Annotated in this window: 16 protein-coding genes and 2 pseudogenes; 8 read left to right on the forward strand and 10 right to left on the reverse strand. The window is 57.7% G+C overall.

Translation table 11 applies throughout. The features are described from left to right. Positions 1-34: 34 nt before the first annotated feature. Positions 35-556, reverse strand: a complete 522-nt coding sequence (locus AC4ANE_RS17675) for a DUF3237 domain-containing protein (RefSeq protein ID WP_002554164.1) — start codon at positions 554-556, stop codon at positions 35-37. A gap of 224 nt (positions 557-780) precedes the next feature. Between AC4ANE_RS17675 and AC4ANE_RS17680 the strand changes: the two genes are divergently transcribed. The 3 genes from AC4ANE_RS17680 to AC4ANE_RS17690 all read left to right on the forward strand — a co-directional run bounded on the left by AC4ANE_RS17680 (position 781) and on the right by AC4ANE_RS17690 (position 3,794). Next, on the forward strand, positions 781-1,410 hold the full coding sequence (locus AC4ANE_RS17680; RefSeq protein ID WP_002554165.1) for a TetR/AcrR family transcriptional regulator: 630 nt from the start codon (positions 781-783) through the stop codon (positions 1,408-1,410). 185 nt (positions 1,411-1,595) lie between these two features. Then, positions 1,596-3,224, forward strand: coding sequence for a methyl-accepting chemotaxis protein (locus AC4ANE_RS17685; protein WP_002554166.1), 1,629 nt, complete (start codon positions 1,596-1,598; stop codon positions 3,222-3,224). Positions 3,225-3,365: 141 nt separating this feature from the next. After that, the gene (locus AC4ANE_RS17690; protein ID WP_002554167.1) at positions 3,366-3,794 is read left to right on the forward strand and encodes a nuclear transport factor 2 family protein; all 429 of its coding nucleotides are present in this window, start codon (positions 3,366-3,368) and stop codon (positions 3,792-3,794) included. A 28-nt stretch (positions 3,795-3,822) separates the two neighbouring features. Here the strand turns inward: AC4ANE_RS17690 and AC4ANE_RS17695 are convergent, their stop codons facing one another. The 4 genes and pseudogenes from AC4ANE_RS17695 to AC4ANE_RS17710 form a co-directional block, all read right to left on the reverse strand. Further along, the gene (locus AC4ANE_RS17695) at positions 3,823-4,704 is read right to left on the reverse strand and encodes a CAP domain-containing protein (RefSeq protein ID WP_002554168.1); all 882 of its coding nucleotides are present in this window, start codon (positions 4,702-4,704) and stop codon (positions 3,823-3,825) included. A gap of 138 nt (positions 4,705-4,842) precedes the next feature. Next, on the reverse strand, positions 4,843-5,706 hold the full coding sequence (locus AC4ANE_RS17700) for a methyl-accepting chemotaxis protein (protein WP_410477270.1): 864 nt from the start codon (positions 5,704-5,706) through the stop codon (positions 4,843-4,845). Continuing rightward, a pseudogene (locus AC4ANE_RS17705) lies at positions 5,701-6,552 on the reverse strand (MCP four helix bundle domain-containing protein); the annotation flags it as partial. The pseudogene AC4ANE_RS17705 and the gene AC4ANE_RS17700, both read right to left, overlap by 6 nt. Positions 6,553-6,667: 115 nt before the next feature. Beyond that, the gene (locus AC4ANE_RS17710) at positions 6,668-7,393 is read right to left on the reverse strand and encodes a GNAT family N-acetyltransferase (RefSeq protein ID WP_002554170.1); all 726 of its coding nucleotides are present in this window, start codon (positions 7,391-7,393) and stop codon (positions 6,668-6,670) included. Positions 7,394-7,960: 567 nt separating this feature from the next. On the opposite strand from AC4ANE_RS17710, the gene katB reads away from it, so the two are divergent. Together katB and AC4ANE_RS17720 are read left to right on the forward strand one after the other, a co-directional pair. After that, the gene (katB, locus tag AC4ANE_RS17715; protein ID WP_004665787.1) at positions 7,961-9,466 is read left to right on the forward strand and encodes a catalase KatB; all 1,506 of its coding nucleotides are present in this window, start codon (positions 7,961-7,963) and stop codon (positions 9,464-9,466) included. Between the two features lie 61 nt (positions 9,467-9,527). Beyond that, on the forward strand, positions 9,528-10,088 hold the full coding sequence (locus AC4ANE_RS17720; RefSeq protein WP_002554172.1) for an ankyrin repeat domain-containing protein: 561 nt from the start codon (positions 9,528-9,530) through the stop codon (positions 10,086-10,088). 12 nt (positions 10,089-10,100) lie between these two features. On the opposite strand, the gene AC4ANE_RS17725 is transcribed toward AC4ANE_RS17720, so the two are convergent. The 3 genes from AC4ANE_RS17725 to AC4ANE_RS17735 all read right to left on the reverse strand — a co-directional run bounded on the left by AC4ANE_RS17725 (position 10,101) and on the right by AC4ANE_RS17735 (position 13,602). Beyond that, complete coding sequence (locus tag AC4ANE_RS17725) at positions 10,101-12,194, reverse strand: hybrid sensor histidine kinase/response regulator (RefSeq protein WP_002554173.1); 2,094 nt, start codon at positions 12,192-12,194, stop codon at positions 10,101-10,103. A gap of 207 nt (positions 12,195-12,401) precedes the next feature. After that, positions 12,402-12,620 carry a DUF6434 domain-containing protein gene (locus AC4ANE_RS17730; RefSeq protein WP_002554174.1) on the reverse strand — a complete coding sequence of 73 codons (219 nt, stop codon included), beginning with the start codon at positions 12,618-12,620 and terminating at the stop codon, positions 12,402-12,404. A gap of 97 nt (positions 12,621-12,717) precedes the next feature. Continuing rightward, positions 12,718-13,602 carry a LysR family transcriptional regulator gene (locus AC4ANE_RS17735; protein WP_002554175.1) on the reverse strand — a complete coding sequence of 295 codons (885 nt, stop codon included), beginning with the start codon at positions 13,600-13,602 and terminating at the stop codon, positions 12,718-12,720. Positions 13,603-13,701: 99 nt separating this feature from the next. Here AC4ANE_RS17735 and AC4ANE_RS17740 point away from each other — a divergent pair, with 99 nt between their 5' ends. Both AC4ANE_RS17740 and AC4ANE_RS17745 read left to right on the forward strand, forming a co-directional pair. Beyond that, complete coding sequence (locus tag AC4ANE_RS17740; RefSeq protein ID WP_002554176.1) at positions 13,702-14,184, forward strand: multidrug/biocide efflux PACE transporter; 483 nt, start codon at positions 13,702-13,704, stop codon at positions 14,182-14,184. A gap of 128 nt (positions 14,185-14,312) precedes the next feature. Continuing rightward, complete coding sequence (locus tag AC4ANE_RS17745) at positions 14,313-15,146, forward strand: PhzF family phenazine biosynthesis protein (protein WP_460408435.1); 834 nt, start codon at positions 14,313-14,315, stop codon at positions 15,144-15,146. A 6-nt stretch (positions 15,147-15,152) separates the two neighbouring features. On the opposite strand, the pseudogene AC4ANE_RS17750 reads toward AC4ANE_RS17745, so the two are convergent. After that, positions 15,153-16,306, reverse strand: a pseudogene (locus AC4ANE_RS17750) (MFS transporter). 224 nt (positions 16,307-16,530) lie between these two features. Here AC4ANE_RS17750 and rarD point away from each other — a divergent pair. Then, on the forward strand, positions 16,531-17,415 hold the full coding sequence (gene rarD / locus AC4ANE_RS17755; protein WP_002554179.1) for an EamA family transporter RarD: 885 nt from the start codon (positions 16,531-16,533) through the stop codon (positions 17,413-17,415). 3 nt (positions 17,416-17,418) lie between these two features. On the opposite strand, the gene zapE is transcribed toward rarD, so the two are convergent. Beyond that, the gene (zapE, locus tag AC4ANE_RS17760) at positions 17,419-18,534 is read right to left on the reverse strand and encodes a cell division protein ZapE (protein WP_031595853.1); all 1,116 of its coding nucleotides are present in this window, start codon (positions 18,532-18,534) and stop codon (positions 17,419-17,421) included. Positions 18,535-18,582 lie beyond the last annotated feature (48 nt).

Here is an 18,582-nt window from a genome sequence, read left to right on the forward strand (position 1 = left end):
AACGGCCTGCTCCACGCCTAACCAATGGGATGAATCAGGACTTCATCCGATAAAAACTGATCAGCGTTTCATTGTCTTGAATGTATTCGGTCTTGCCAATGAAGGCGCTCTTTTCCAGCCATTCATTAGGCCCAAGGGAAACCTTGAAGCGCGGCGTGCATGTGCATTGGTAATGGCCGTCACTGATCGGCCAGACCCCGTTCTGCAATTCCTGCTGACCCACTTCGTCCATGAGCAGGACACCCTGGCTTTCAACGCTGATCAATTCACCCAATTGCGTGACCAGAGTGAAACGAGTGTCCAGAAAGGCAAGCTCGGATGACAATTCAACCTGCATACTGCTGCCGCCAGCCTGCACCGAGCCGCTGAAATATTCGGCATGGAACTCTCCGCCCAGAATCCTGCTGCTGCTACGCAGTCCATCGCTGCATATGCCCATAAGCACAGGAACGTCGGTCTTCAGAATGACGGTGAGCACTTTCTCAAGCTGAGGCACCACTGCCGTATTACCACGAAAAGAGCGTTTGACGGGTTTCTTGAAATCGATGATGTTCATGGACCTCTTCACTCCATCGTTGAATGAATTCGGGCAATGGATGGCTGGGCGCAGCCATCGGATTTGCAAAATATAGAACGCCTCGATCCGTCGGCATTTATCTGCGCTGTCTTTTCCAGTAAGCTCCTTGAAACCAGCTGAAATCGTACCGAACGGTTCAGTTCCAGTCTAGAGAATTTTGCATTTACTGTACTACCCGGTTCACTAAGGGATTGAGGATATAAATGAAGGTGCGTACTGAAGCACGCCGCGAAGCCATCATCGATGCCGCAGCAAGTGTCTTCCTTGAAATGGGCTACGAACGTGCGTCGATGAATGAAGTCACCAAACGGATGGGCGGCTCCAAAGCAACGATCTACAGCTACTTCCCCTCCAAGGAGGAGCTGTTCATCGCCGTGGTCAACAGGGTTGCAAACGCTCATCTTGCCGAGGCCGTTTCGGAACTGGCGATCTCTGTCGACAAGGACGCAGATGCAGAATTAGACCTGCGAACGCTGTTCACGCGCTTCGGGGAGCGAATGTTGATGGTACTCATCAATGATGACAGCGCGTTGGCGGTGTACCGCATGGTAGTGGCCGAATCCGGGCACTCCGACATCGGCACAATGTTCTATGACTCAGGCCCCAGGGAATTCCTGCAAACGGTGACGACGCTGATGAATGCGGCCATGCAACGTGGCCAGCTAAGTACCACTGATCCGCATATCGCAGCGCTGCAACTCACCTCGCTGCTGACTGCGGAAACCGATATTCGCCTCTATCAACAAACACCCGCACGCTTGAGCGTCGAGCAGATTCAAAGCATGGTCAAACGAGCAATTGATACTTTTATGCTGGGCATGGAAAAGCGCTGATTCACCGGGCTGCGACAGGTAGCCCTCTTTAAATGCTGGTTAAAATGTAAAGCTGCCAGGCCGTGACATATTTGCTTACCATTTATTCGGACAACCTGATTCAAACCTCGATTCCGGGCCCGTATAGCTCGTCAAGAAAACCCGAAGGAAGGCGATAGCCTATTGCCCACTTCGGAAAAATAATAATGATCCTGCGAAAACTCAATCTTGCACCGCGTTCGGCTTTATGCTTCGGTATTTTTTGCCTGATGATCGTTGCACTGGGCCTGCTGGCTTTGCGTCAGGCAGCACTTCTCAACACAGCAGAAAAATTCATCGAAACCAACGTGCTACCCAGCGTAAAACTGCTCGGCTCTCTGGACAGGGAGTTTGTCGGTATCAGGGGCAATAACGCCCGACTTCGTAACCCCCTTGAGCCGCAGGATCGCAGGACCAAGGCACTTAGCGACATTCAGCAGGCCCGCTCGCTGACTGCCGGTCTTTCGGACTCTCTCAGCAAACTGATCGTTACCCCTCAAGGGCGTCAGGCATTCGACGAGCTCCGCAAAGCCAACGCCGACTATCAAACAGCCCAGGATCGCTACCTGGCCTCTGTTGCAGCGGGCAATCTGGAAGGGGCAGTTGCCATTTCCAATGGCGACATGAAAGTTGCGGCGGATCAGGTCGAAAACACGCTGAAAAAACTCATCGGCATCAACGACAGCAAAGCGGAAAAAGCGGGTGATCAAGCCGAATCTGCTTATCAGCAAACCTTGTTGATGGTGAGTATTTTTATCGCGGTCGGCGTGATTACTACCCTGCTGCTGGCCTGGATGTACACCCGCAGCCTGACTCAGCCGATCGGTGAGTCGCTGAACATTGCGCAACGCATTGCGGCCAATGACCTGAGCAAAGACATTCCACAAGACGGCAGTGATGAAGCGGCCAGACTGATCGCCGCACTGGCGTTGATGCAAGCCAACCTGCGCAGTGCCCTGACCCTGATCGGCGACTCGTCCACCCAGCTGGCCGCTACTTCCGAAGAGATGCACGCAGTCACCGAAGATGCATCGCGCACCATTCAGCGTCAGAGCAATGAGATCGAGATGGCAGCTACGGCCGTCAACCAGATGAGCGCGGCGGTAGAGGAAGTGGCCAGCAACGCCGCATCGGCATCGGAAGTGACGTCTCAATCGAGCACCGCAGCCATGGCCGGACGTGCGCAGGTCGATGAGACTGTCACGGCGATCAACCTGATGGTCTCCAAAGTTCAGATCACCTCAACCGAGGTGCAGGGCCTGGCGGTCATGGCAACGGACATCAGCAAGGTGCTGGATGTGATCCGCGCCATCGCCGAACAAACCAATCTGCTGGCACTCAACGCTGCGATCGAGGCGGCCCGTGCAGGCGAAGCAGGGCGAGGTTTTGCCGTGGTCGCGGACGAAGTACGCGCATTGGCACACCGCACCCAGCAATCGACCCGCGAAATCGAACAGATGGTCGGCTCGATTCAGACCGGCACCGGCAACGCTGTCACTGCCATGGAGCAGACCAGCGTTCAGGCACACAAGACCCTGGAGATGGCCAATGGCGCCGGCAAGGCGCTACTCGAAATTACCGACTCCATCAGCCAGATCAACGAACGCAATCTGATGATCGCTACCGCTGCCGAAGAACAGGCCCAGGTTGCTCGTGAGGTCGACAGGAGCCTGGTCAGCATTCGTGACCTGTCCAGTCAGACGTCCGAGGGCTCCAATCAGACCGCCATCGCCACTGCCGAGTTGTCGACGCTGGCGTCAGGCCTGAACCGTCTTACCAAGCAGTTCCGCGTTTAAGCTCTATCGCCGGGAAGCGCGCTTCCCGGCATCTCCCCTTGTCGAATGGCCTGCCCTGATCTAAGTTGTACGACGACAGATGAATTACTCATCTGCGCGGGCTTCGCTCACATTCAATAACGACAAGAAAAAGGGATGAACATGAAAAAGCTGACACTGCTAATGGCGTTTCTGTGCCTGTTTACCGGCTACGCCGCTGCGGCAACTTCTGACGAGACTGATGTTGCCGAGGCGGTATACAAGCTCACGCAAGCCATGTGGCACAAGGACATAAAGCAACTCAATGCGCTGACCGCCGACAACCTCACGTATGGACACTCCAGCGGCACCATTCAGGACAAGAAAGCGTTCATCGCAGACATCGAGACCGGCAAGAGCGCCTTTAACGAACTGAAGATGCTCAATCAGAAAATCATTCTTTCCGACGACACCGCCCTGGTGCGCAATCATTTCTCGGCACAGGCAGTGAATAGCGGCAAGGTTGTGCCGACCGAAATCGAGAACTTCCAGATCTGGCAAAAGCAGAATGGACAATGGCTGCTCATCGGCCGTCAGGCATTCCGCTTTTAAACCCACCGGTTCAAGGCAGCAGCAGGCGCTACTGCTGCGTGCCGAACATCGCCGTCCAGTAAATTCCTGCGTCACTTTTCGGGTCCATCGCGTAGGCTGCTCCCAACTCGCGGAAATCAGGACTCATCAGGTTGGCGCAGTGGCCGGGGCTCAGCAGCCAGCCATCCACCACCTTGCGCGCGCTGTCCTGGCCTGCAGCGATGTTCTCACCGACCTGCTGGCCTATATAGCCAGCAAGTTCGGCCCGATCGCCAGGCGTACGACCGTCGCGATCCTTGTGGTCAAAAAAGTTCTGATTAGCCATTGCCTGCGAATGACGTTGTGCGGCACTGCCCAGAACAGCGTTCCAGACCAGAGGCGTGGTAGCAGCGAAGGATTGCGTTCCGCACTGACGCGCCTGGGTACGGGCGTTATTGACCATTTCCAGAATTTTTTGCCCTTCTACCTGCCAATCGCCAAGACGCGAAGCCACCAGCGAGCGTGCCAGGACAATGCGCCAGTCTCGCCCCTGCCGGCTAACCCCGATGTCGACAAATTGCGGGTCCAGCACTACTCGGCAAAAACTCTCCAGCACCGCTTTAAGTGCCGAGTCAGCGTCATTTGGGCCGGACAGACTGATCGCCTGCACAGTGACCATTGGATAGGAGGCACGCGTCAGCGCCTGTTGCAGGTCCAGATTGCCACTGGCGGGCAGCACCAGACGTGCATCACTGGTCAGTGGCGGCAGTTCCATGGATACCTGCTCGCCACAGCGCTGTGCCTGACCACGATAGGCGTTGATGGATTCGATCAGTTGCGTATCGTCGCTGGCCAACGCAGCACTGGCAAAGATTCCACAGCACAGCACGGCCACAAATGATAACGATACTCTCGGGAGCGACAGGCGCAGGGTGTTGAAAATGACAGGCATGAAAAGTCTCTCTCGGGCTGAGTCCGCCTATGATGCGCGAAATGACCCGGTCGGGCGCAACGCCTTTTTCATGTCAGTGCGGAAATTAGCCACCGAAAAGGCAAAGACGTGCGCCAGACAGTAATTTGGCGAGACGACTCAAAGCTTGAAGGTGGCGACCAGCGAATTGAACGAGGTGGCCAGTCGCGACAGTTCCTGGCTCGAAGCGCTGGTCTGGTTGGCACCTGCGGCGCTCTGGGTCGAAAGGTCCTGAATGTTGATCAGGTTGCGGTCCACCTCGCGGGCGACCTGGGCCTGCTCTTCGGAAGCCGAAGCAATGACCAGGTTGCGCTCGTTGATGGTCGCCACACCCAGGGTGATTTTTTCCAGCGCGGCACCGGCACGCAGCGCCAGCTCCTGAGTGTTGGTGGCCAGTGACAGGCTCTTGCCCATCGCAGCAACGGCGCCATCGGCTCCGGACTGCACGGTGCTGATCATGCCTTCGATTTCCACTGTCGAGGCCTGGGTACGGTGTGCCAGGGCACGAACCTCATCAGCCACCACCGCAAAACCACGACCCTGTTCGCCGGCACGCGCGGCTTCGATGGCGGCATTCAGCGCCAGCAGGTTGGTCTGTTCGGCGATACTGCGAATCACGTCCAGCACCTTGCTGATCTCCCGCACATGCCCGGCCAGTTCTGATACAGCGCCGGTGGACTCGGTGATCTCGTGCACCATGGTGGTGATGCCCTTGACCGTATGATCCACCTGACCACGTCCATCGACTGCATCATCGGTTGCAGCCTTCGACGCCTCGGACGTCGACACCGCATTACGCGCCACTTCTTCCACGGCAGCAGTCATCTGATTCACGGCAGTCGCAGCCTGCTGGATTTCGTCGTTCTGGCGAGTCAGTCCGCGGGTGCTTTCATCGGTAACGGCGCTCAATTCTTCGGCAGCAGAGGCTAACTGGTCTGAAGCACTGGCAATTTGTTGAATGGTATTTTTCAGACCGGTCTGCATGTCGGACAGTGCGTCCAGCAGTTGTCCGGCCTCATCGCCACGATCAGAAACAATCGGTTGGGTCAGGTCGCCACCGGCAATGCGCTGAGCACTTGCTACCGCGACCGCCAACGGCCGGGTAATCATGCGGGTGATCAACAGCCCCAACATGATTGCCACCAGAAAGGCGATGACTACGCCGATTTCAAGCATCATCACCGAAGAATTCCGCAGATCGGCAGCAGCCGCAGCACCCTCTTTGATCTGACGGTTGTTGGAATCGATCATAGTGCGCAAATAGCTGCGCACCTTGGTAAAGCCTTCCGAAGACAGTGTGTTCAGTCGGGTGCGGGCAGCGTCGTAATCACCGGCCTTGATCAGATCGACAACCTGCTGGGCTCCGGCAACGTAGTCGGGCATCATCAGCTCAAACTGGTCACCGGCGGCACGCTCGTCATCTTCCAGCGGCGTGGCACGGTAAATCGCGAATATCCTCTGTGCGCGAGCCAGATCTTCGCTCAACGCCTGTCGAACACGTTCCTTGTCGGCTTCAGGAACACCGCCATCCTGCGCATCCAGCAAACGGTACAGTCCACGGTTGTGAGCGGTGAGGCTGGTCAGCGTTTCATTAGTGTTGCTGACAGAAACAAGGTTGTTGGAAAAGGTAAGCTCAAGCGCGTTGCCCAAGCGGGTAACCCCGACCATGCCCAGGCCGCCAACGGTCAGTGTGATCAGTGCACAAACAATGAATGCCGAAAGAAGCTTGGTCGAAAACTTGGACTGACGCAGGAAATTCATGGGGCTTACCTGTTGCTGAATGAGGTGCGACATCCGTGCCTGAGAGTGACCAAATAGTCGTGATGTCATAATGACTTCACTCCATTTGGATCGTTCCAACGCACTCCCCACTTTTTTGATAAATTGCGCTTGTGCGACTACTTCCGTCTATCAATACAGGTCTGCCTGCGCGACACCCTGGCTGTCAGTGCAGCCTTGACGCTTGCGCAACACCTTCCGGCACGCCAGGGTTTTCAAGACGCTGCTCGGCGAACGCCCTGGCATCCCGGGTCATACGGTCGAGATGACGGTCACGCTGCTTCTCTGCATCGACCATCGCTCTCTTGCCGTGCTGTTTGAGCAGGTACGCATGAATCTGACGCACTTCCACCGAGCTGTAGATCGGAGCGATGTCCATGACCGCAAGCAGGCCATCCGTTCCGTGATCCAACGTGTTCATGATGACCTGCGGCCCGCGTGCGCCCAGGACCTGGAAGCCCAGCGCTTCGAAATACGCCACTTTGCCCACCACGCAATACAGCTCTGCGTGAGGGTAGCGACCGACCATTTTACTCAGCATCGAGCGTGCAATGCCTTGGCGACGATGGCTTTCGCGCACCGCCATATAGGCCACGGCACAAGCCTGTGGATCATCTTGCACAGGCAGGTACAGTAAAAACCCCAATACGGTTTCCGGGTCCTCATCGTCCAGCGCGACGATCAGTTCGACCGCCAGGTTTTGCGAGCCGTCCATGGCGTTCAGGTAGAGATGCACCTCATACCCCACGCCATACTGATACAGGTTGTACAGCGGATTGCTCGGCGCAATGGCTACCATGCTGATGTCGGTCACGTAGTCCACGACCATCTGCTGGATCTGGCTACGGATGAACTCCGGTGGCGGGGTTTGTAGCAACATGATGGTGGGCATGAGACGAGCGGCTCCATTAAACGCGGCGTGGCTGCACAAGGTGTGGCCACATGATAGCGCGTCAACGCTTTCAAAACCGATAATGTCACTTTGCCGCAGGATAACTTAGTTGTAACTTATACGACGACCGCAGAAGACAATATCAAAAAGCCAGCAATCTTGAATGTCACATTATTTAGTTGCACGATCGTTCCACACCGGGACGCCAGCACTTTATTATTGACGAGCTTTCAAAATGATAATGATTGCTATTAACCTTGAACAGCGTGATTAAACGTGCCTTTTATTAACACCAACATTTAATAAAAAATCCTTTAATTTCATGACTATAAATAACTAAAACCATGATTTTTTATACGTTCACCTGCAGCCCGCCTTCCTCATAGCCAAGGAAATTATTCAACTAATTGTGAAAGTTTTTACTCGGTTCCTCTCCCCTCTCAGTATTTATCTTAATCACCCCGATATATTTTTATAATCACCCCCCTGCCCCCGCGCGCCTAAGATATACCGGCCTACTAAAAATATGAGGGATTCAAAATGCCGTTATTAAACTGGTCCAGACATATGGTGTGTCTGACTGCAGTCGGTCTCGTTACTGTTCCGACCGCCTATGCAGCAGACACCCTGACTCGCGACAATGGTGCCGTCGTCGGCGACAATCAGAACTCTCAGACTGCAGGCGCCCAAGGGCCTGTCCTGCTGCAAGATGTGCAGCTGTTGCAAAAGCTGCAGCGCTTTGATCGCGAGCGTATTCCGGAGCGCGTGGTCCACGCTCGCGGCACGGGTGTCAAAGGTGAGTTCACCGCATCGGCCGATATCAGCGATCTGAGCAAGGCCACGGTGTTCAAATCGGGCGAAAAAACCCCGGTCTTCGTGCGCTTTTCCTCCGTTGTCCATGGCAACCACTCGCCTGAAACCCTGCGCGACCCACACGGCTTCGCCACCAAGTTCTACACGGCAGACGGTAACTGGGACCTGGTAGGCAACAACTTTCCAACCTTCTTCATCCGTGACGCCATCAAGTTCCCGGACATGGTCCACGCCTTCAAGCCTGACCCGCGTACCAACCTGGACAACGATTCGCGTCGCTTTGACTTCTTCTCGCATGTTCCAGAAGCCACCCGTACGCTGACACTGCTGTATTCAAATGAGGGTACGCCTGCAGGCTATCGCTTCATGGACGGCAACGGCGTACACGCCTACAAACTGGTGAATGCCAAAGGCGAAGTGCACTACGTCAAGTTCCACTGGAAGACCCTGCAAGGCATCAAGAACCTTGATCCGAAAGAAGTCGCTCAGGTCCAGTCCAAGGACTACAGCCATCTGACCAACGATCTGGTCGGTGCCATCAAAAAAGGCGATTTCCCGAAATGGGACTTGTACGTTCAGGTCCTGAAGCCTGAAGAGCTGTCGAAATTCGACTTCGACCCTCTGGACGCCACCAAGATCTGGCCTGATGTCCCTGAGAAGAAAATCGGTCAGATGGTCTTGAACAAGAACGTCGACAACTTCTTCCAGGAAACCGAACAGGTCGCAATGGCCCCGGCTAACCTGGTTCCTGGTATCGAGCCTTCCGAGGACCGTCTGCTGCAAGGCCGTGTGTTCTCCTACGCCGACACCCAGATGTATCGCCTGGGCGCGAATGGTCTGAGCCTGCCGGTCAACCAGCCCAAGGTTGCGGTGAACAACGGTAATCAGGACGGTGCTCTGAATACCGGTCACACCACCAGCGGCGTCAACTATGAGCCGAGCCGTCTGGAGCCACGTCCAGCCGACGAAAAAGCGCGCTACAGCGAACTGCCGATCAGCGGCACCACCCAGCAGGCGAAGATTACGCGTGAGCAGAACTTCAAGCAGGCGGGTGATCTGTATCGCTCCTACAGCCCTAAAGAGAAGACCGACCTGGTGCAGAGCTTTGGCGAGTCGCTGGCTGACACCGACACCGAAAGCAAGAACATTATGCTGTCGTTCCTGTACAAGGCAGATCCGGACTACGGCACTCGGGTAACCGAAGTCGCCAAGGGCGATCTGAGCAAGGTCAAGTCGCTGGCTGCAAGCCTCAAAGACTGATGATCTGATGTCCCGCTCCGGCGTTCACGACGCCGGGGCGGTTCCAGCCAGGAGAACGCCTGTGAAAAATCTGATCTATGCCTTGCTGCTGTTTGCTGCAGCCGCAAACGCAACCCCACCCGCCCCGGCACCCGCTTCCGAACTGACCGCTGAACAGACCGCCAGCCAGTTGCGCACGCTGTTTTTCGACGCGTCCCGTGAAGGTAACAACCCGATGCTGGACACCTTCATCGAAGCCCATTACGACCTCAACGTGCGTGACGAACAGGGCTATACCGGCCTTATTCTGGCCGCCTATCACGGCCATGAAGATTCGGTGGAACGCCTGATCAATGCCGGTGCTGACCCTTGCGCCAAGGACAATCGCGGCAACACTGCGCTGATGGGCGCGATTTTCAAGGGTGAGCTGAGCATCGCCAAGCACCTGGTTCAGGCCGATTGCGGCCCAAACCTGACCAACAATGCCGGGCAGACGGCGGCCATGTACGCGGCGCTGTTCAAACGCACTGAAGTGCTCAAGGCGTTGACCGACCAAGGTGCCGACCTGACCATCCGTGACAGCATGGGCAACGACGTGCAGGGCTTGTCGAAAGGCGAATTCCAGACACTGCCTGCCCGCTGACGTTTTTTGGACTCAATCCTTGCGTTCGATCATTTCGTAGATGCGGCTGGCGAACGCGTCCATGGTGAACGGCTTGGTGAGCACCCACATCCCCGGATCCAGATGGCCGTTACCAATGATGGCGTTCTCAGCATAACCGGTGATGAACAGCACTTTAAGGTCTGGTCGAATGATGCGCGCAGCATCCGCCAGTTGCCGACCGTTCATGCCGCCAGGCAACCCGACGTCGGTTACCAGCAGGTCGATACGCATATCGGACTCCAGCATCTTCAGCGCAGACGCGCCCTCGCCCGCCTCGATCGGGATATACCCCTGATCCTCTAGCACTTCGGCCACCAGCATGCGGATGGTCGGCTCATCGTCGACAATCATCACCGTACGCTCGGTCTGCGCAGGCGCCGATTCGCAAGTCTCGACAGCCTCGACCTCTTCCGCAGCCCCAAGGTAATGACGCGGCAGGTACAGGCACATGGTCGTGCCCTGCTCAGGTTCAGAGTAGATACGCACCTGCCCACCGGACTGGCGCACAAAACCGTACACCATCGACAATCCCAGACCCGTGCCCTGCCCGAGTGGCTTGGTGGTGAAAAACGGGTCGAACGCGCGGTTGATAACCTCAGGCGACATGCCGGTACCGGTGTCACTGACACACAGCGACAGGTATTGCCCCGGTGTCAGATCCCGGCTCTGGGAGCCGCGCTCGTCAATCCACCGGTTAGCGGTTTCGATGGTGATTCGCCCGCCTCGCGGCATGGCATCCCTGGCATTGATACACAGGTTCAACAGCGCATTTTCCAGTTGCGGGGCGTCAATGAACGTCGACCACAACCCGACTGAGGTCACGACTTCCAGCGTGATGTGAGGTCCGACCGTACGTCGAATCAGCTCTTCCATCCCGATCACCAGCCGGTTGATATCGACCGGCTTGGGGTCAAGCGTCTGTCGACGTGAAAACGCCAGCAGCCGGTGAGTCAGCGACGCTGCACGCTTGGATGCATCCTGCGCAGCCCCTATGTAGCGATCTATTTCAGTGAAACGGCCCTGGCTCATGCGCGTCTTGAGCAGTTCCAGCGAGCCGGTGATACCGGTCAGCAGGTTGTTGAAGTCGTGGGCGATACCGCCAGTCAACTGACCAACCGCTTCCATCTTCTGCGACTGGCGCAGGGCATCCTCAGCCTGAGCCAGGCGTTCCTGCTCGCGCAACCGTTCGCTGACGTCGTAGGCAAACAGATACGCGCCAATGGACTGGCCTTGTGCATCGCGAAGCGTGCTGTAACGCATTTCGAAGTGGCTGGCCGGATCCTTCGAATCGCTGAAGCTGACGCTTTCGGCAAACTCCTCGCCTGCCAACGCCCGCGTCCAGCGCTGCTTAAGGCCCGCTTTGCTCTGCGGACAGTCGTCCAGCAGGTCGAGCATATTGTCGCCTACCTGAGGACGGACGCCAAAAAGACGCTCGAACTCGCGTAGCGCTGAGCCATTGATGGCCATCCAGCGGTAATTGGCGTCGATGACATGGATGAATGCATTGGTGCCATTGACGACATCGGCGAGCACATTGCGCTCGGCGACGGCCTCGACAATACGAGCCTCCAGCGTTTCATTCATCTGCTGTAACGCCAGCTCTGCGCGCTTGCGTTCGGTGATGTCTTGAAACAACACCGCTACCTGCTTGCGGCTGGCCGGCTCGATGCGGAACGCGGTCAGTGCCAGGTAGCGCCCGGTCGCCACCAGCTCGCGCTCGAAGCGGACCGGCTCACCGGTGCGCAATACCTTGCCGTAGAACTCGACCCAGCCATCCGCCTCTTCGCGAACCATCTCGCGCAGCTTCTTGCCCACCACATTGGGAATGCCGGCGTGATACTCGTAAGCCGGGTTGGCTTCAATATGAATGTAATCGCTCAACGGGCCGTGCGGGCCGTCAAAGAACTCGATGATGCAAAAGCCTTCATCCATCGCGTTGAACAGAAAACGATAACGCTCCTGAGAGTGCGCCAGGGCGTTTTCGGCCTCCTGACCACTGACGCTCAGGCGCTCTTTAAGCGAGGCGTTTTCCTGCTCCAGAGCCGATAATCGGCTCTGGAGATGTTGTAGATCTGTCGGGGTCACGGCGGAGGCACCTGCGGTGTGGGTTGCGCCGCGTTCCCTTCAGGCAGGGCGGCACGAGCACGCTACGAGAAAAAACGCTCAGTTGCAAAAATAATGGCATTTTGCATTCGAAAATCGATGATTTTCGAAAGTCAGGGCGGTATGTGCTTCTCGATACAGCCAGAGCGAGCCCAGCCGAGCAGCCCTCCAACAGCACACAACGTCAGCTCATTCCGATCCTGCTGTTCGCAGAAGCAACCATTCATCCACGATCTGGCCCATGTTTTTGGGCTCGCCATTAGTGATCCACGCCATGAATGGCCGGTCGAACCTGAACGACGGCCCGCATTGTCCGGTCATGAAGCGCCTCACGTTCTTCGTATTTCGGTAGCGGTCGTCCACCGGGGTATCACGTGTAACAGGATCGGAGTGCCCGTCGAATGTCATGCGTTACCCTGCCCGACAGTGTTGAAAGTCTGTGCTTTATAGCTGGAAATCAGCAAGCCCCGCGACTGCTGACTGCCGGTTATGAGAGCCGATCCGTTTACTCTCCGGCAAACGGCACCAGCGACTCCAGCAGCCATGCACCTGCTGGCCCCAGGCTGCGCTGGAATGACCAGATGACATCGACCGCCGAGCGACGCGGCCAGCCCGAGACTTTCAGCTCTTTGAGCAGCCCGCCCGAATAGCGCGACACCAGCCAGCGCGGCAACGCCGACCAGCCAAAACCGAAGGCAGCCATGTCCATCAACAGCAGGTAATTGGGCGCTGACCAATGACGGTGACCGCTGGTGGGCAGGTCGTCGGTGGGGATGCTGTGCTCGACCAGCGTGTTGAGGCGCAATGCGCGGTAACCCGCCAGTTGCTGATAATCGACCCGTTCCAGCGCGGCAAGCGGATGTTTATGCGAGACGAACAGACCGAAATCGGCACTTTCGTCGATGGTCGCGTGACCGATCTCCGGTGGGTAGCTGGCTTGCGCCGACAGCAGCCCCAATGATGCCCTGCCCGACTGCACCAGGCTGATGGCATCACCGTGCTCGGCGAATACGCATTCCATCTCCAGCTCCGGAAAGCGCTGATCCAGCTCGGTCATCAGCCGTTCGAAATCAGCGAACTGGTTGGCGTCCGACAGCACCAGCGTCAGCCTTGGCTCGACGCCTGCCGCAAGCCTTGCAGCAGCCCGGCGCAGTCGGTCCGAGGCGCACAACAGGTCATCGACACGGCCGAGCATGACCCTCCCGGCTTCGGTCAGAACCGGCTGCCTGGAAGAGCGATCGAACAGCTCCAGCCCAAAATCGATCTCCAGGCGGGCAATTGCTTCACTGATCGTCGACTGACTCTTGCCCAGACGGCGTGCAGCTGCACTGAACGAACCCAGCGCGGCAATCTGGGCGAAGGCTTCCAGGGCTTCCGGTGAATAACTCATGACACTCTCTTATCGGCTTTACCGATGGTATTGATTTTCAGGTTAACGCAAACACCGATGATAATGCTGCCACCCACGAGCACAAAGGACAGTCTTATCATGAGCAACAGCCCACAACACGCCAGCCAGCACGCATCCGTAGCGTCCAAGACCCTGCGTGAAAGGGCGCTGCACGCCAGCCTGTTCGAGATCGGTGGCGTGATTCTGGTCGCACCGCTGCTGGCCTGGCTCATGAACCATTCGCTGGCAATGATGGGCGCCATGACAGTGATGATCTCCACCATCGCCATGCTTTGGAACATGCTCTACAACGCCCTGTTCGACAGACTGCGCAACAGGTACGGGTTTGCCATGAGCCTGACCACTCGCGTGCTGCACGCAACAGGTTTCGAAGCCGGACTGATTCTGGCCGTCGTGCCACTGGCCGCATGGTGGCTGACGATCAGCCTGATGGAAGCATTCTGGCTGGATATCGGTCTGCTGCTGATGTTTCTGCCTTACACCATGCTGTTCAATTGGGCCTACGACGCACTGCGTGAACGTGTAGTGCAGCGGCGTATGGCCAGGTGTGAGGTGCCTTGAGAGGAGAGGTCTGCGCGGGCGCTCAGGCATCAGCTATATAGATGCACCGCATCAGTTCTTCTCACTGGATTATCAAATCAGCTCCGTTGCAAACTGTCGCCCAATGACCACGGCAAGGACACCCTTCAATGACAACTGAAATACTCAAACTGGCGGCATTCAGCGATGGCGATCGCGGTGGAAACCCGGCAGGCGTGTGGATTGGCGATGCGCTGCCCGATGACCTCGTCATGCAGCAGCTTGCCGCCGAGGTCGGCTTTTCCGAAACCGTGTTTGCCGCTCCTGTGGAAAGTTGCTGGCGTGTACGTTATTTCTCGCCGCTGGCAGAGGTCCCGTTCTGCGGACACGCGACCATCGCTTTGGGCGCAGCACTGGCGGCACGGCAAGGCGACGGCGTGTTCAGCCTGACGCTCAATCAGGCGCAGATCACTGTCGAAGGCCATGCGCAAGGCTCCCTGACTTCGGCAGCACTGCAATCGCCACCGATCTTCAGCAAGCCGATCAGCGCGCAGTTGCTGGAAGAGGCCCTGGCGCTATTCGGCTATACGCACAACGATCTGGATGAACGCATTAAGCCAGCGCATATCAACGGCGGTGCTGGGCACCTTGTGCTCGCGCTGAACAGCCGGGCACAGCTCAAGGCTATGCACTATGACCAGCAGGCCGGTCGAGAGCTGATGGTACGCGAAGGCTGGGCGACTATTTTGCTGGTATGGGCCGAAACCGAACAGCTGTTCCACACTCGCAACCCATTTGCCTTCGGCGGCGTTTATGAAGACCCGGCTACCGGTGCGGCCACGGCGGCCCTGGGTGGTTATCTGCGCGATATAGGCTGGCCGCACGGTGGCCTGATAGACATTATTCAGGGCGAGGACATGGGCAGCCCGTCACGTCTGCGCGCGGAAATCCCCGAGCAGCCCGGGAGTTCGATCCGGGTGTCGGGGATGGCGCGCACGTTGTAGTCAGAATCAGGTCCTGAGCTTGCTGCCGCCGATAGCCACGCCCAAGAGCATCACGGCAACGATCATGAACGCCAGCTCAAGGCTGCTGACATGGGCGATGAAACCGATTGCCGCAGGACCAATCAGAATCCCGGCGTAACCAACCGTGGTGATCGCCGGAATCGCCACGCTTTCCGGCATGGTCTTCTGCCGACCGACTGCGCTGTAGCAGACCGGTACGATGTTCGAGCAACCCGCGCCTACCAATGCATACCCCAGCAGCGCCGCCTGCCAGACCGGGATCAATGTCGCGACGGCCAGCCCCGCTGCGGCACACAGCCCGCCAAGAATGATCACTCGATTGGAGCCCACCCGTTTTTTACCACCGGATCGCCAAACAACCGCCCCAGGGTCATGGTCGCGGCGAATACCGCATAGCCCAGTCCGGCATACGACGCTTCGACACCACGCAACGAGGTCAGGAATACCGCGCTCCAGTCAAGCATTGCGCCTTCGGCCAGAAATACGGTGAAGCACAGCAGGCCGATGAACAGCACCACGCCACGCGGGATGGCAAAGGCTGGCCCATCGGCCGGACTGCCGTAAGGCAACAGATTCGGAGCCGCTTTGGCCAGCGCAACCAACGTCAGAAATACCACGATCAGCATCGCCGTGAACGGCGAGATGCCCAGACTGAGCAAGCCGGCGACACCCGCGGCACCGACAATCCCACCGAGGCTGAACAGGCCATGGAATCCCGACATCATGGTCTTGCCGCTGGCACGCTCGACAATCACCGCCTGAACGTTGGCCGTGCAATCCACACCCCCCATGCTCGCGCCAAACAGGAACAGCGTGGCTATGAGTAGCGGCAGACTGGATATCGTCGCCAATAGCGGTAGACACAGACAGATCAACACCGTCGAGCAGACCAGCAACCGCCGACAGCCAAACCGCGCTGCCAGCGCACCGGCCAACGGCATCGAGAGAATCGAGCCTACGCCGAGGCACAGCAACAAAAGCCCGAGCGTGCCCTCATCAAGGCCCATCCGCTGTTTGACGTAAGGCACCAGCGGCGCCCAAGAGGCGACACTGAAACCGGCAATGAAAAACGCGATACGCGTCGAAGACTGCTCCGCCCGAGCCTTGGCATCCTGGGCTGCGGTGCTGAAAGAGGTCATGCATGCTCCTTGTAATTTGCCGAGTACGGTCACACCGGCCAGCGCGACAGCCTAACAAAGCTGATCGATTAGCCAAAACCTCTGATGCACTTGCATGAGGCTCGTTCCATCGTCGTGCAAGGGCCGTCCGATTTGCAGCTTTTTGCACCTCAGGCCAGTAGACTGACTACCACGCGCACCAGACAGGTGCGCAATCTGTCGAATCAGCTGTCGCGGAGGCCGTCGTGTCCAAAGGTGTAGTGCTGTCGATCCTGGCGTCAACGCTGTTCGGGGTCATGTATTTCTATACGTCACTGATGACCCCGCTCGACGGTGAAGAGATCTTCGGCTGGCGCATGCTGCTCACCGTGCCATGCGCGACGCTGTTCATGCTGGTCAGCGGAGACTGGCGGCGAGTCCGCGAAGTGACTGTCCGGCTCAGGCAGCAACCGCTGCTGATCTTCGCGCTGCTGCTGTCTTCGGTGCTGATCGGCGCGCAATTGCTGATCTTCATGTGGGCACCGCTGCACGGGCGCAGCCTGGAGGTGTCGCTGGGTTATTTCCTGCTGCCGCTGAGCATGATTCTCACCGGCCGCATCGTGTACGGCGAGCACCTCTCCTACCTGCAGAAAGTCGCTGCGGTGTTTGCCATGATCGGCGTGGCGCATGAGCTGTGGAGGCTGGGCAGTTTCTCCTGGGAAACCCTGCTGGTCGCGGGCGGCTATCCCCTTTACTTCGTGCTGCGTCGCAAGCTCAGGACCGACCACCTCGGCGGGCTCTGGTTCGACATGCTGCTGATGCTACCCATCGGCCTGTGGTTTATCGCCAACGGTCATCCACAAGCCATCCAGCAGGCACCGCTGCTGTACCTGCTGATTCCCGTGCTCGGGGTCATCAGTGCCTCGGCACTGGTCAGTTATATCGTTGCCAGCCGGTTGCTGCCGTTCAGCCTGTTCGGGTTGCTCAGTTATGTCGAGCCGGTGCTGCTGGTCGGCGTCGCCCTGTTGCTGGGCGAGAGCATCGGCCGCGATGAATGGCTGACTTACCTGCCAATCTGGCTGGCCGTCGTGGTGCTGATGATCGAAGGCGCCAAACACGTGCTGGCCCAGCGCCGTCGGGATGCAGCCTGAAGCTCAGGTCTCGGTGAAACGCTCCAGTTGCATTTCCTGAAGCCGACTCAGGGTGCGCCGAAAGGCAAACGACAGATAACCCTGGGTGTACAGTTCGTCCATCGGCACAGGCGCTTCTACATACAGCGGAATGCGCCGGTCGTAACATTCGTCCACCAGCGCAATGAAACGTCGCACGCCGTCGTCGTTGGGCGATAACTGCGGCAGCTCGCGGTCGCCTGCCGTCACCTGCTCCACGCCATCCTCGGTGCCACGGGCAATCTTCGCCTCGCGCTGGGCGGCGCTGAGGGGCGGCACTTCGCTGAGCAGAATCACCGAGAAACGATCACACAACGCGATAAAATCCATCGCAGCCAGCGGTTGTTCACACAGGTCACGATAGCGGCACCACACTGCCGTATCGGAATGCTGAACCACATTGATGCTGCGATAACCGAGCATGACCTGCGAGTCGTGAACCGGCTGGCCAGCGCTCAGCGCTTCGAATATCCCCTTCAATGAACTTGGCTGACCGGCCTGTGCAACCCAGTAACGCTGGTGCAACTGTCCGGGGTGCAGGCGATGATCCTCGCCGCCGTCGACCGCCACCACATTCATGTATTTCAGGATCGCGGCGACCGCTGGCAGGAAGCGCTCACGATTATGGCCGTGGCTGTACAACTTTTCCGGTGGCTGATTGGACGTACAGACCAGCACTACGCCCTCTTCGAACATAACTTGCAGCAGCCCACCGAGAATCACTGCGTCGCCGATGTCAGTCACGAACAACTCATCGAAACACATCACCCGCACTTCCCGCGCCAGCTCTTTGGCGACCACGGTCAGCGGCTGAGGCGTGCCCATCAGCTCGAACATGCGCTTGTGCACCCAGCGCATGAAGTGATGAAAATGCTGACGCCGGGCCGGCACGCTCAGGCTTTCGAAAAAGCGGTCCATCAACCAGGTCTTGCCGCGCCCGACCGGCCCCCACAAATAGACGCCCTGTGCCCGACCCCGCGCATCGGCCAGGGCCTCATAGCACGCCTGCAACTGTCGGGCAGCCTGCAACTGCGCCTGATCAGGCTGAAAACCACGCTGGACGGCACGTTCGTAGGCTTGCAGCGGGGAGACAGCATCCATCAGGCACACACCTTAGGTATCAGAGAAAAGACATCCAGCCTGAAACGC

The organism is Pseudomonas sp. Pme6b, assembly GCF_058129925.1.

Bases quoted from the DNA above. Each gene is read 5' to 3' on its own strand.
- AC4ANE_RS17675 (WP_002554164.1), bottom strand. From the start codon at position 556: ATGAACATCATCGATTTCAAGAAACCCGTCAAACGCTCTTTTCGTGGT.
- AC4ANE_RS17680 (WP_002554165.1), top strand. From the start codon at position 781: ATGAAGGTGCGTACTGAAGCACGCCGCGAAGCCATCATCGATGCCGCA.
- AC4ANE_RS17685 (WP_002554166.1), top strand. From the start codon at position 1,596: ATGATCCTGCGAAAACTCAATCTTGCACCGCGTTCGGCTTTATGCTTC.
- AC4ANE_RS17690 (WP_002554167.1), top strand. From the start codon at position 3,366: ATGAAAAAGCTGACACTGCTAATGGCGTTTCTGTGCCTGTTTACCGGC.
- AC4ANE_RS17695 (WP_002554168.1), bottom strand. From the start codon at position 4,704: ATGCCTGTCATTTTCAACACCCTGCGCCTGTCGCTCCCGAGAGTATCG.
- AC4ANE_RS17700 (WP_410477270.1), bottom strand. From the start codon at position 5,706: ATGCAGACCGGTCTGAAAAATACCATTCAACAAATTGCCAGTGCTTCA.
- AC4ANE_RS17710 (WP_002554170.1), bottom strand. From the start codon at position 7,393: ATGCCCACCATCATGTTGCTACAAACCCCGCCACCGGAGTTCATCCGT.
- katB (WP_004665787.1), top strand. From the start codon at position 7,961: ATGGTGTGTCTGACTGCAGTCGGTCTCGTTACTGTTCCGACCGCCTAT.
- AC4ANE_RS17730 (WP_002554174.1), bottom strand. From the start codon at position 12,620: ATGACATTCGACGGGCACTCCGATCCTGTTACACGTGATACCCCGGTG.
- AC4ANE_RS17735 (WP_002554175.1), bottom strand. From the start codon at position 13,602: ATGAGTTATTCACCGGAAGCCCTGGAAGCCTTCGCCCAGATTGCCGCG.
- AC4ANE_RS17740 (WP_002554176.1), top strand. From the start codon at position 13,702: ATGAGCAACAGCCCACAACACGCCAGCCAGCACGCATCCGTAGCGTCC.
- AC4ANE_RS17745 (WP_460408435.1), top strand. From the start codon at position 14,313: ATGACAACTGAAATACTCAAACTGGCGGCATTCAGCGATGGCGATCGC.
- zapE (WP_031595853.1), bottom strand. From the start codon at position 18,534: ATGGATGCTGTCTCCCCGCTGCAAGCCTACGAACGTGCCGTCCAGCGT.